At 44.9% G+C, this 11,489-nt stretch carries 14 protein-coding genes; 3 read left to right on the top strand and 11 right to left on the bottom strand.

Annotation, left to right across the window (positions count from 1 at the left end):
* Nucleotide 1 precedes the first annotated feature (1 nt).
* Nucleotides 2–871: a hypothetical protein gene (locus OC25_RS17620; RefSeq protein WP_052266289.1), complete on the bottom strand. Its 870-nt coding sequence runs from the start codon at nt 869–871 to the stop codon at nt 2–4.
* 380 nt (nt 872–1,251) lie between these two features.
* On the opposite strand from OC25_RS17620, the gene OC25_RS17615 reads away from it, so the two are divergent.
* The 3 genes from OC25_RS17615 to OC25_RS17605 are packed head-to-tail and all read left to right on the top strand — an operon-like array spanning nt 1,252 to nt 4,148.
* Nucleotides 1,252–2,007, top strand: a complete 756-nt coding sequence (locus OC25_RS17615) for a DUF6577 family protein (RefSeq protein WP_052266288.1) — start codon at nt 1,252–1,254, stop codon at nt 2,005–2,007.
* A complete protein-coding gene (locus OC25_RS17610; protein WP_039478763.1) occupies nt 2,000–3,169 on the top strand; it encodes a nucleotidyl transferase AbiEii/AbiGii toxin family protein in 1,170 nt (389 codons plus the stop codon). Before OC25_RS17615 ends, OC25_RS17610 begins: the two co-directional genes overlap by 8 nt.
* Nucleotides 3,162–4,148, top strand: a complete 987-nt coding sequence (locus OC25_RS17605) for an HNH endonuclease (RefSeq protein WP_039478762.1) — start codon at nt 3,162–3,164, stop codon at nt 4,146–4,148. Before OC25_RS17610 ends, OC25_RS17605 begins: the two co-directional genes overlap by 8 nt.
* A 79-nt stretch (nt 4,149–4,227) precedes the next feature.
* Here OC25_RS17605 and OC25_RS17600 read toward each other — a convergent pair whose 3' ends face one another.
* From OC25_RS17600 to OC25_RS17555, 10 genes are all read right to left on the bottom strand, one after another.
* Nucleotides 4,228–4,410 carry a hypothetical protein gene (locus tag OC25_RS17600; protein WP_039478761.1) on the bottom strand — a complete coding sequence of 61 codons (183 nt, stop codon included), beginning with the start codon at nt 4,408–4,410 and terminating at the stop codon, nt 4,228–4,230.
* Between the two features lie 66 nt (nt 4,411–4,476).
* On the bottom strand, nt 4,477–5,748 hold the full coding sequence (locus OC25_RS17595; protein WP_039478760.1) for a hypothetical protein: 1,272 nt from the start codon (nt 5,746–5,748) through the stop codon (nt 4,477–4,479).
* Nucleotides 5,749–5,760: 12 nt separating this feature from the next.
* Nucleotides 5,761–6,858 (bottom strand): conjugative transposon protein TraM, encoded by a 1,098-nt coding sequence (gene traM, locus OC25_RS17590; RefSeq protein ID WP_052266287.1) that lies wholly within the window; start codon nt 6,856–6,858, stop codon nt 5,761–5,763.
* A 29-nt stretch (nt 6,859–6,887) separates the two neighbouring features.
* The gene (locus tag OC25_RS28145; protein WP_039478758.1) at nt 6,888–7,109 is read right to left on the bottom strand and encodes a hypothetical protein; all 222 of its coding nucleotides are present in this window, start codon (nt 7,107–7,109) and stop codon (nt 6,888–6,890) included.
* Complete coding sequence (gene traK / locus OC25_RS17580; RefSeq protein WP_039478755.1) at nt 7,106–7,732, bottom strand: conjugative transposon protein TraK; 627 nt, start codon at nt 7,730–7,732, stop codon at nt 7,106–7,108. Before traK ends, OC25_RS28145 begins: the two co-directional genes overlap by 4 nt.
* 96 nt (nt 7,733–7,828) lie before the next feature.
* Nucleotides 7,829–9,025: a conjugative transposon protein TraJ gene (gene traJ / locus OC25_RS17575; RefSeq protein WP_039478752.1), complete on the bottom strand. Its 1,197-nt coding sequence runs from the start codon at nt 9,023–9,025 to the stop codon at nt 7,829–7,831.
* Nucleotides 9,022–9,672: a hypothetical protein gene (locus OC25_RS17570; protein ID WP_082018636.1), complete on the bottom strand. Its 651-nt coding sequence runs from the start codon at nt 9,670–9,672 to the stop codon at nt 9,022–9,024. Before OC25_RS17570 ends, traJ begins: the two co-directional genes overlap by 4 nt.
* Complete coding sequence (locus OC25_RS17565; protein ID WP_156131515.1) at nt 9,659–10,345, bottom strand: hypothetical protein; 687 nt, start codon at nt 10,343–10,345, stop codon at nt 9,659–9,661. The genes OC25_RS17570 and OC25_RS17565 overlap by 14 nt, the downstream gene beginning before the upstream one ends.
* Nucleotides 10,332–11,042, bottom strand: a complete 711-nt coding sequence (locus tag OC25_RS17560) for a hypothetical protein (RefSeq protein ID WP_039478747.1) — start codon at nt 11,040–11,042, stop codon at nt 10,332–10,334. The genes OC25_RS17565 and OC25_RS17560 overlap by 14 nt, the downstream gene beginning before the upstream one ends.
* Before the next feature lie 3 nt (nt 11,043–11,045).
* Nucleotides 11,046–11,483: a hypothetical protein gene (locus OC25_RS17555; protein WP_039478745.1), complete on the bottom strand. Its 438-nt coding sequence runs from the start codon at nt 11,481–11,483 to the stop codon at nt 11,046–11,048.
* Nucleotides 11,484–11,489: the final 6 nt, after the last annotated feature.

The raw sequence follows: 11,489 nt of genomic DNA, 5'->3' as shown, positions 1-11,489 counted from the left end.
TCTAATATGGCACATAAAGTTTCCACTTCTCGATATAGTCCGGATACTCCATTGCATGGGTTAGATAAAAGTCAAAAACCTTATTCTTGTTAAACAACGCATATTCTTTTTTTGCATATCCGGCCTTTTCAAGATAATAACCCACACATTGATGATACGGGTAAATAAACCCGAGTTTTTGCAGATAGTCATTTAGCTTTTCGATATTGAGCTGTTGTTTGGCTTTTTTGAACGCTTTCAAAACCTGCTCTGTCCCACCGGCATAAAATGGGCGCACAACAATATCAATCAATGTCCTTTCCAAATCTGTATAACAATAACTATCGATTTCATTTTCCACCCTTAACACACCTAACCTGTCAGTTTTTTTACCATTAGCAAGCATCACTTCTCCCTTTCTCCATTCCAATACATTTTTGTTGACTCTCGGCAAGGATTCGAAAGCCGCCGTTATCGCATCCTGCGTCAATTCATTACCCGCTTTCAATATTCCCCGGTCACGGGGATGTTCGGTCTTTAAATAACTGATTTTTGAACCGCCAGTGCACAACCGGTTTAATTCCATTGCACTGCGGTAAGCAAAATAACCATTTTTTGCCAGCGGCGATAACATGGTAAACTGATTTTGTTTACCATGCGTAAGCAAGGTTTTTTCCGCGCCAGCCTGATCAACAAATACTTCCTTATAGAAAACCCTTGATTTTAAAAGTTCCTCAAGAAAGTCCAGAAAAGTAACCTTTTTTCGTACGCCCCATTCCAATCTTTCTCTTTCAAAAATTTCATAAAATCTTGAAAGAGAAAACGACTTCAGGTGATAAGCTTTCAAATAATTTTCGAGCCGGTCAATATTAAAGTTTAAAATTTCGGTCATCTGATTTGTGAGCCTATTGGCAAGAAAAAAATGAGGATTTCAGCAAATTTTGTAGTTAGTGTGATACTAATCAATACATATCAACTAAATGATAATCAAATACTTATAAAGACATTAATTTTAAGCTTATAAGTACACTATATTGCATATATGCAATATAGTGTAACTAAGTTAGCGATTTTTAAGGAAAAAAGCAAACGCTAAGCGTAAAAACCGGATCAAACATAAGACACTAAAGGCTAAATACTGTCTCATGTTTGAAATCAAACATGAGACTCTTTTTTACAATTAATGTTCTATATTTGAATTCAAACAAAAGACACATGATGTTATTTGCTGTCTTTTGTTTGAATTATTACATTTGATTAAAACTTATAAAATTGGGAAAAGATTTCATTACAGAGCAGTTAAAAAAAGCATTTGCGGGACGTGAATCCTTTAGCAGACAGGAGCTACTTGATTTTTACCGAAACTATGAACCTGATCTTAAAGAGACAACATTCCGGTGGAGAATTTATGCGCTCAAGGAAAAAAAAATGATCCAAGCCTATTCCAAGGATTTGTTTTCATTCACTTACCGGCCGGTTTACAAACCAGAATTCCACGCGAATGAGAAAAAAATCATCACGCAGATAAAAAAGCAATTTGATGACCTGAAAATGTGCATCTGGTCAACTCAGATATTGAATGAGTTTATGTTACATCAGCCTACTAAAACGGTTACTATCCTTGAAGTTGAAAAAGATGCACTTGAACCTGTTTTTCATTTTTTAAAAGACTTACTCACCTCAGGTATATATTTAAAACCAGAACAAAAAGAACTTGAATTATATGTTTACGACGGGCCACCCGCGACAATAATTGAAACACTGGTTTCCAAATCGCCTATTCAGACCATAAAAAAAATTCCTACAGTCACACTTGAAAAAATAATTGTAGATATATTTACCGATAAGCAATTATTCAGCACCTACCAGGGATCAGAATTGGCCAACATCATTAACGCTGCTTACAGTAAATATCAGATTGATTTTACCAGGCTATTTAGCTATGCCAAACGCAGAAGAAAAGAAGCTGATCTGATGGAATACCTGTTAGCATATACGGATATACCACAAAACATTTTAAATGATTAACCCTAAATCGCTCTCAGCAGAATGGCTGGCGGAAAAGAAAACACAATACAAAAAAGATCCAGGTCTCATTGAAAATATGATCCATGCCCTTCACTTATTGGAGGCATTGAAATTGAGCGGCCTTGATTTTATATTCAAAGGAGGGACAAGCCTCATTTTAATGCTCGAAGAACCACAACGGTTCTCAGTAGACATTGATATTATCGTACCTGCAGGAACAAGCCAGAAGGAACTCGAATCGCACCTGGACAAGGTGATCGAACTCAGTAGCTTTACCAAATACCGCCTTGATCACAGAAGAAGTTACCAGCAGGGAATACCAAAAGCACACTATGGATTTTCCTTCGGCTCCAATGTGCCCACCAGAACCAAAGAAGGACAGGTTGTGGAGCGGCCAGAAAAGGAAATCCTGCTTGATGTTCTATTTGCCGAAAATCATTACCCTGTGCTTACCCAGCGCCCGATCCATACAGAATGGTTGTTAACAGATGGAGACCCCATTATGGTTACTACCCCGGATGTTTGTTCTATTGCCGGGGATAAACTCACCGCATTTGCACCCAATACAACAGGAGTACCCTATCACCGTGAAGGAAGCAACAGCAAAGGAGAAAAGATTCAGTCTGAAATGTTCATGGAAATCATTAAACAGGCCTTCGACGTTGGATGTTTGTTTGACCGTATCAAAGATCTGAATACGTTCAAAAAGGCCTACCAGACCATTGTTGATGCCGAAATAAAATACCGCGCCAACCTAAAAATCGAATCCATGGAAACAGTTCTCCACGATACCATCAATACCTCGCTGGTACTGGCCAGGAATTTGCATCAGGCTGGAGATTTGGAAAAGCAACACCATGGTTACCTGACAAAAGGTATAGGGCAGTTTGGCCATTACGTGTTCAAAGGCGCTTTTAGGATAGAGCAAGCACAGGTAGCGACAGCAAAAGCAGCTTATCTGGCTGCTATTATCCTTTCAGGCACAGCAACCATAGAAAGATTTGATCCCAAAGTAGCCGTTTCTGAATACCACATCACCCATCGCGAATTTCAAATCCTGAACAAAAAACTGAAATTTGTGGCCAAAGGTGAAGCCCTTTTCTATTGGAGCAGCGTAATCAAACTCATCTACACTGAGAAAAACGAGTCAGAAAATGGATAAATGGTTTTACAATTACAATAATGGTGATACTAATTTTGATCGGGATGCGCTCAATGCCCTTAATGTAATTGATCATCAATATCAGATCATGGCATACCACCACCTTACAGCCGGAAGCCCAAAGCAATTCCTGGGTATTAATAACAAAATTTGCCGGTTTTGTAATCAGCGTTGGCCAGTGGTCAAATTCAAAAAAATTGCACACGCACTTCCCCGCTGTATTGGAAACAACGTGTTGTTCAGTTATAATGAATGCGATGACTGCAACAATAAGTTTGGACGTCTACTGGAAACACAATTTGCCAATTTTATGAACCTGGACCATACCATTACTGGAATACGTGGCAAGAAAGGGTATCCCAAATATAAAATGGAAAATGCTGCAATAACCACTACCGGCTCGTTTATCGACTGGAAGGAGGTTCCACCTGAAAATATCGACTTCGATCAGCAGGCAGGTATTGTGCGTATCACCCAGAAAATGCCCGGATATATCCCCATAGCCGTATACAAATCTTTTGTCAAAATGGCGCTAACGCTCGTTCCCGAGGATGAAATGCCAAATTTTTCAAAAACGCTGGAATGGATAAATGAGAAAAGTCATCAAGGGAGCCAGTTTCAATTCGATGCCTTGTCAATGCTGCAGGGAAAGGTTAGTAGTACCCAACGCGAAGCAGGGATTTCTGCAATAGTTTTGAAACGTAAAGCGCAAACAGATGAGTCCCACCCTTATATGATGTTCAGACTGACCTATGGGTCATTTATGTTTCAACTGCCCATCCCGCTCAGCATCAAAGACAGTGTATCCGGCTTCGCACAATTTCCCTATATACCGACTATGCATGACCTGAAATATGGTTTTAACAAATTGGAACTGGCCCGCCTGAATCTCCGCAGTACAGAAGTGCAAAAAACGGAAATGACGGTAACCATAACAGACCTTGATAAATCCGGTACAATCAGTTATCTGGAAGAGTAGCGCATTACAAACACCCGTAAAAAAGCCCTGCTCCCAAATCGGAGCAGGGCCATAATTCCCAAAACAACTTTGTTTACTGTTATTTACTTTGCTTGTTTTTCAGCTCAGTAACCTCAGCCCTGCCAGCCTGCGCCAGCACCTTGATTTCCTGATAAACTTTACGCAATCTCGTACCGGCAGCACCATTGCCTCTCTCATGAAACTTCACTGCATCAGCTTCAGCTGAAGCGATCAAATCTTTTAACTTTTGAAATGTTGACATAATAAATTAGGGTTTAAATAGTGAATATATAAATTGTTTAACGAAAATATTGCGAATTAGACATCTTCACATGCCCATTTCCTGGCCCTGCTGCTGGCCTCTGGTTCTAGCCTGCCCCTTCTCTTTCCCCATATCCTGACTGATAACCTGCTCTTTCTGGTAATTCTCGCGTTTTACCGGCTTTCCACCCGGTTCAGAAAGGTTAATGTTGCCGTAACGCGGCACCGCTTCAATTCGTAGCGGTTTAGATTCACCATCCTTACCAATTACAGTCACCACCGGAGAATGGCCGTTTTCGATCCTTGAAACCAGCTGTTTGGCCGTAGCTGGCTGCTGCATCTCCTTGATCTCATAATTCGCCAGTTCTTTTTTCAGATCAAAACGGTAACCCTCACCATACTGCTTTAAGGTATAGTTATTATACCTGTCCTTTGGCTCATTGAACTGATAAGTATTCCAGGCCTTATACTGCACACCAGCCCTGCTCACCAGATCATCACGAAAAACCGCGCGGCCCTGCAACATATTGGCTGCCTGCTCAATGCTAAAACCCTTACCACGGTCCACATAATGAGAATTCTGGATCACCGGGCTGCGGAAAGTCTGGCTGAACTCTTTTTTCACATAATCCACTTTACCATCTTTCATGGTGGCAAGGGTATCACGGTACTGCAGGTCTTTATCACTGGCCTTACCGGTAGATAATTCCGCATTGCCTTTTTGTGCCTTAAAGTAATCCATAGCCTGTATAGGACTGGAAAATCTGCGGAGCAGGTTTTTATCCTTATCGGCAGGGCTTTGACTAATGACCAGGTACTGGTGATCGTTTTCCAGTGGTTTAGCCTTACTCAGGGCCACATCGAATTTATTAAAGTAATAAAAATCACTTTGGCCGGACTGTTTGATGTGAATGGTGACATCCATCATTCCCCGGTCAGCCGGAACCTGGCCAAAGACTTCAATCTTTGGCACATTCTGCTCCATGAGCACCTCGGCTGCATCGATCATATTCTGAGGAACTTTTAACGCCTTTGCTTCCTCCCTGAAGGCTTCTAACGAATTTCTATTCATGCTTAATTTTTTTAGTTCATACTCTTGTCTTGCGAACTCCCAGCGGAGTTCTGAGATCGGCTGGGCAATATGCCAGTTAAAAATCTGCTGGTTTTTTGCTGCATCACGCAGGGCGCTGAACTGATCCTTAAAACAGAAGATATCCCAGACCCCACCAACCGGCTGATCACTGTCATACACCGCCCAGCTATAGCCTAGGCCAGCCTGCTCATCCAGGTACCTGACCAGCTCGCCCGCCAGTCCATCTTTCTCCTTTAGTTGTATCACCGCTATCCCCGGCTACTTCAGCTTTCTGCTATTGTCCCTGAGCAGCAAAGGATAACCTGCCTTCAGGTTCTGCTTGATACGTCCGATCTTTTTGGTCAAAAGCGACCTGGCCGCATCAATGCCAGCCCCAGCGATCTGCGTAGTCAGATCAAAGCCAGTAATGCCGATACTCCCCGTAGCATCAATAGCCCCACCGTTTACCGCATCGCTCAAAAGCGCCTCAGGTGCATTGATCCCGACCATAGCGTCCCTTTTATCGTAAACAGTAAGGTTCACCGGGATCACCGAAGTTCCAATCCTGATGTTTTTGATTTCCAGGTTCAGCCGCTGGTTAGAAAAAGCAGCCAGGCCAAAAACAGCATGCCCAGCCGGAAGGATCACTCCATTAACCTCGACCGTATCCAGCAACCGCAGCTCTACCACCGATCCCTGCCTGGCTTTCTGGTCTATCGCCACTACTGCTGGTATTGCTTTGAACAAACTGTCCGGGGCGGCATCGGAATCTTTCTTTCTATACAGCTGCGCAGCAAGTTGGGGGTTCTGCACCGCAATCAGCTTATCCATCATCTCGCTCAGCTGGTCCATTTCCGGATCAGCGCCCTCATCACCCTGCATACCTTTCATCAGCGTTTCCAGCCGATCCACATCTTTGGAAATTGGCGCTGCATTGCTATAACCCAATGAAACCGGCACCGCAGTTTTCGGCGCCACATGAGGGGTAGCGATCACCTCATTTATGGCCGCAAGTTTTTCATCGATCTGCTTTTCCTGCGCATTCTCCGGCACGGAAAAACCCAGCTTTTCTGCCGCTGCATCTAAGCCTGAAGCGCCGCTATGCGCAGAATCCTGACGGGCTTTTTCATAATAGCCCATTTTATCCACGGGCTGCTCTTTTTCGAGCTTCGCCTCCGGCAAGGCAGTATTGATACCCGGCTTCGCAGATGCAACCGTCCCTTTAGCATACTGGCTATACAGGTGATAAGCCAACCCGGCAAGTAATATCAATACTGCCGGAATAAGTACCAGCAGCAATTTGTGCTTGTTAATCTTTTGTTTAGATTTTTCATCCTGAACCTCAGCAATAAGGTTTTCATCTTCTTTTTTTGTCATAAATGATATCGTTTAAATGAATTGAATAATTAATAAATAGCTGCAATCAGCAGGTACAGGGTATAGCTGCCAAAGAGCAGGCAGAAGCCCAGTAGAAGTGTCCTCCACCTCCGGGCGGAAAAGCCAGCCGTCCTGCGGTTCAAATAGTCAGCAAGTCTTCGTTGCGCGCCAAGAATCCCCGCAGCAACTTTCTCCGCAAACCGAACCTGACCATTTTCCAGCTCCTTTTCCCTTTTCCCAGAAAACCTCATGGCGCAGCAGCTTTAGCAGATTCATCCTGGTTCAGCAGCGTTTCCCAGCGGCAGATCAAAAACCCATGCGGGTTGTTATCGGTCTGGGATTGAAGTACCCTGATATCCCCTCTAGTGATCAGCCTGCGGTACACCGTACTGGTCGAACGGATCAGCTTCTGCCGCGCGTAGCAGACAAAACCGTAGGGCTCGCGGTTAATGTCGAGCGAAATACTATCCACGTCGATGCCTTGCGAAATATTGGCAGCAATCAGGTTATTAAAATAACCTGACTCCCGAAGGTTATCATAGGCCTGTTTTGCCGAGTTATCTGCCAGGTATAGCGCTTTTCCCACTGTAGCTGCAATGGCCTTTTCATCAGGGTCCAGGGTAAAAAAATACCGGTGAAAAGTTTTGATGTGGTCTTTGAGTTCCACATTCAGGTTAGCCTTTCGCTCCGAGGCAAAAGCCTCCAGCACCTTACCGTTGTACAGGATCAGTACCCGCCCCGATGCCTTGTTCATCTGGTCAAAACACAGGTAAACGATACTCCCCGACAACAGTACGCAGACAATGAGAAAAGCGATACTGAACTTTTTAATGTGCTGAAAAGCACGGTCTATATTTTTAAGTTGTGCAAACATGGTTATGTATATATGTGGTTAAAGAATCTGCGGTGTCATCCAGGCATAATAGGTTAACTTATTATGCCCAGTTGACACCAACATCGAACATAAGGCTTAAGTCTTTTCACCAGCCACCTTGTCCTTGAAGTAATCCCCCCCTTCAGCAGAATCAAAAGAACCGGACATCCTGCGGTAAGTATCGCCAAAAGCATCCTGCGCCATCTTGCCGCCGGCCGCGGCCATACCAGCTGCCCCCATACCACCACTTACCACCAGCGAATTGATTTTCTGCACCATCGCATTACCTCCACCGGCATTGATGATATATCCCGCTACGCTCGGAACAGTGAAATAACCCACGATTCCAATACACAAAAACACCAAATATGCCGCGTCGCTGGAGCTAAAGAAAGTGTCACCTGCCTCTCCGATCTGGGAAATATCGATGCGCAGCATATTTTCCTGTATCTTACCCAGTATACTGCCGAAGATATTGGCAACCGGAAGCCACATGAAAATATTGATGTACCTGGCCAGCCAGACCGTTAAAGTATGCTGGAACCCATCAAAGACCGCGAAACCAAAAACCAGCGGGCCAAGTATGGCCATCACGATCAGGTAAAACGTCCGGATCGTATTGATACAAAGCGCAGCAGCAGCAAACAAGACCTGCAACACCTCGCTCATCCAGGCCTTAATGTTATTGCGAAAATTGTACGACATGCGGTCCATCTGGAATTTGATATCATTGCCAAGCCCCTCAAAAACGCCTTCATCTTCCCGGTCGGGATCCTTGGGATGTGTATAGCGGTACCATTTATCCTCTGAACCAGAACCTGTTTCCCCGACATACATTTGCCAATGTTTACTCTGGCGGACAGCAGCTTCTTTCTGCTTCAAAAGCGCCTCAATCGCCCTATTGGAATTCTTCACCATGCCTCCGGTCGCTGAAACCACCGGCTGCAGGATGCCGTTGAGTACACCGATCACCAAAGGGAAAAGCACAATGGCAAGGCCCAGGGCAAAAGGGCGCAATAAAGGATAAAAATCAACCGGCTCGCCGCTGGCCAGACTGCGCCATACGCGCGAGGCGATATACCACAATGCCCCGAATCCAGCAAGTCCCCGCCCTACCCCGATCAGCTGCGAGCAGAGCGGCATCATATCCCGATATACATTATCCAATACTGGCTGCAGGCCGGTGATCGAACCCGCAAGCCCTCCTCCACTTTGGGCAAAACTAAAGCCCGGCATCACCAGAAGTCCAGCAAAGACCATCAAAAACAACTTAAAACAATTTACCAACCTCATAAGCCCTCCCTTTTAAAATAATAGTCCAAACCCTTGATCTCTGATTTTTCCTGCTGGCGCTGAACGTTCAGCAGACTGGTCTTGTGGTTAAATGAGCGCAGGAAAATGAGTTGATCTTCCACCTCGGCAAAAATCTGATCAATGGCCATTAACCGGTCCTCATCGCTCATGCGCATCTTGTTCGCCGTAATCACCATCGCCAGCCTATCCAGATTATCCAGGCTTTCTTCCACCAGTTTGCCGTAAACCTTGGAAACATAATCCAGCTCCGAAACAGAGAAATTGCCACCTGAAGAAAAGCGTTTGTAAGCCGCCTTATATTCCAACACCAGATCCTTTTGATAAGAAATGATCTCCGCAATCTTATAATACCTGCGCACCTCGGGACTGACCAGCCAAAGCCCGTCCAAAAACACCTGATGCAAAGAGAAATTACCCTGGGCAATGTCCTTCACCGCCTTATAGCCTTTAGCGATCACCTCATAACCGCGTTTCATATCCGAAAGGATATTTTTCAGCTGGCTAAGCTTTTCTACATTCAGCACCAGCTGTTGCACTTCCTGGCTCTGGGCAGAGACAGTAAAGCGAAAACCGAACGTCAAAGCGGCCATTAGTAGAAATCCAAAAAACCATTTACTCAATCTCATAGTACCTCCTTAATCTTTCCAGTGTCAAGCCTTCCATCTGTTTCTGCCGGATCACCAGGCGCGCCTCGCTACAAAAACTTTGTGTAAAGCCTGATTTTTCCAGCATCCGCCCATAAATCCCCTCTAACCTATTTAAGCGCTCATCATCTTTCATTTCCAGCTTGCCGGAGGAGATCACCAGCAGCAGCTCTTCCATATCGGCCAAACAATCTGAAATCACCCCATCCGCCACCTCGGCCACGTAAACCAACTGGTCAGGACTCAAGAAAGAACTCCCCTTAACCCCGGAAAAAGACTTCAATATGGCCGCCTGCAAGGCGACAATCTCCGCTACACGAATATCATCACGGACCGCAGGGCTCACCTGTTTCAATCCCGACACAAAGGCATGATGCAAATTGAACTCTCCGCCGGTAATGTCCCTCACGGTCTGCAAGCCCGAGCTGACCATCTGGTAACCTTTTTTAGCATACTCCAAGTACATCTGCAAGGCTGCGATCTGCTCGCCCAGGTACTTGATCTGCGTTTTTTTCTGCTTGAAAATCTCATTCCAGGTCTGCGCCTGGCAGCGTGAAAGTGTAGCAGTCGCCAGCAGCAGCGAAACCATAGCAATTAAAAGGAGCCTTGCCCCTAGCCGCCTTTTTTCCATATCCATCCCCTTAGTTGACATCATATAGCTCCTTTAATGTTTTAGTTTCCAGTACCGATCTGCTCCGCTGGATAGAAAGAGTAATGTTCTGGTCATTGAATTGCCTTAGGTCAGTAAAATTACCTTCCATCTTTTCTGCCGCCGCATCAATCAGCTCCATCCTTGCAGCATCACCCATCTGGGTTTTAAAGGAATTGATCACTACAAAAACCTGGTCCAGATTATTGACCGAAGCCTTTAACATGCCCTCATAAACCTCTTCCATGTGCAATAGCTCATCAGCGGAAAAATGCTTATCCTTTTTAAACAGCCCCCAGGCCCAGCGGTACTCCTGCACAATCGCTGCCTGCGTAGTAGCAATATCCCTGATCCGCTTGTAAGCGGAGATCACCGATTTCACTTTCACCAGGCTTTCGTAATACTCCGAATACAGCGAGCGCTGGCGCTCGGTCCATTCCGAGATCTCGCCCAGCTTCAACTTATTCAGCGTATTTTCCACCACTTTTTGCGCATTCTGCAGCCAGATCGTTTCATTTTGCAGCCGCTGGACTTTCAGATCAACCGCCTTGATCACCTTTTTTACGCCTGCCTTGATCACCTCGGCTATCGCCAGCTGCGCATTTGCCCCAGTGGGCAAAGCGGTCAGCAGGACAGTAGCACTTAAGGGCAGCACAACCATATAGGTCTTTAAAATTTTTGTCATAAACTCTAATAATTTCATCGCTTATTTTGTTAATATTCGTTTGTATTTGCGTTTACCCACCGTGATAGTCTCCCCATCAGCACTAAAGCTGATCTGCTTTCCCTTGCGGTTTTCAGTCAGAATCCCGCTCTCCTTGTCCAGCACAGCAGTCCATTCTTCCTTTTCATGCTGCAACTTTCCGGCTTTTCCCGTATCATCAAGCAACTGAAATCCAGTCCTCCGGTGCAGCAGATACCTTGAGCCTTCTTCATGCTCAACTATAAGGGTATCATGGGCAATACTAAACTCGCTCCCCGCGTCATTCACGTAAGTACCTTCGAGTGAGGCGGCCTGTTTACAAGACTGAAAACCGATGATCAGCACCAGCGTCATACTTGCTCCCATGATCAACATCCTGGAAGCCCATGACAATAAGCGCGCATTCATTTCTTCCTCATTTTTTGTTCTTAAATTGTTCATATCGTT

The organism is Pedobacter kyungheensis, assembly GCF_000812965.1.
Classification (GTDB): Bacteria; Bacteroidota; Bacteroidia; order Sphingobacteriales; family Sphingobacteriaceae; genus Pedobacter; species Pedobacter kyungheensis.
The sequence above is the reverse complement of the archived record's forward strand: the minus strand, read 5'-3'. Positions and strand labels throughout refer to the sequence as shown.

Coding starts and splice junctions, on each gene's coding strand:
- OC25_RS17610 (WP_039478763.1), top strand. CDS start 2,000: ATGATTAACCCTAAATCGCTCTCAGCAGAATGGCTGGCGGAAAAGAAA.
- OC25_RS17600 (WP_039478761.1), bottom strand. CDS start 4,410: ATGTCAACATTTCAAAAGTTAAAAGATTTGATCGCTTCAGCTGAAGCT.
- traJ (WP_039478752.1), bottom strand. CDS start 9,025: ATGAGGTTGGTAAATTGTTTTAAGTTGTTTTTGATGGTCTTTGCTGGA.
- OC25_RS17565 (WP_156131515.1), bottom strand. CDS start 10,345: ATGATGTCAACTAAGGGGATGGATATGGAAAAAAGGCGGCTAGGGGCA.
- OC25_RS17620 (WP_052266289.1), bottom strand. CDS start 871: ATGACCGAAATTTTAAACTTTAATATTGACCGGCTCGAAAATTATTTG.
- traK (WP_039478755.1), bottom strand. CDS start 7,732: ATGTTTGCACAACTTAAAAATATAGACCGTGCTTTTCAGCACATTAAA.
- traM (WP_052266287.1), bottom strand. CDS start 6,858: ATGACAAAAAAAGAAGATGAAAACCTTATTGCTGAGGTTCAGGATGAA.
- OC25_RS17555 (WP_039478745.1), bottom strand. CDS start 11,483: ATGAACAATTTAAGAACAAAAAATGAGGAAGAAATGAATGCGCGCTTA.
- OC25_RS17560 (WP_039478747.1), bottom strand. CDS start 11,042: ATGAAATTATTAGAGTTTATGACAAAAATTTTAAAGACCTATATGGTT.
- OC25_RS17605 (WP_039478762.1), top strand. CDS start 3,162: ATGGATAAATGGTTTTACAATTACAATAATGGTGATACTAATTTTGAT.
- OC25_RS28145 (WP_039478758.1), bottom strand. CDS start 7,109: ATGAGGTTTTCTGGGAAAAGGGAAAAGGAGCTGGAAAATGGTCAGGTT.
- OC25_RS17570 (WP_082018636.1), bottom strand. CDS start 9,672: ATGAGATTGAGTAAATGGTTTTTTGGATTTCTACTAATGGCCGCTTTG.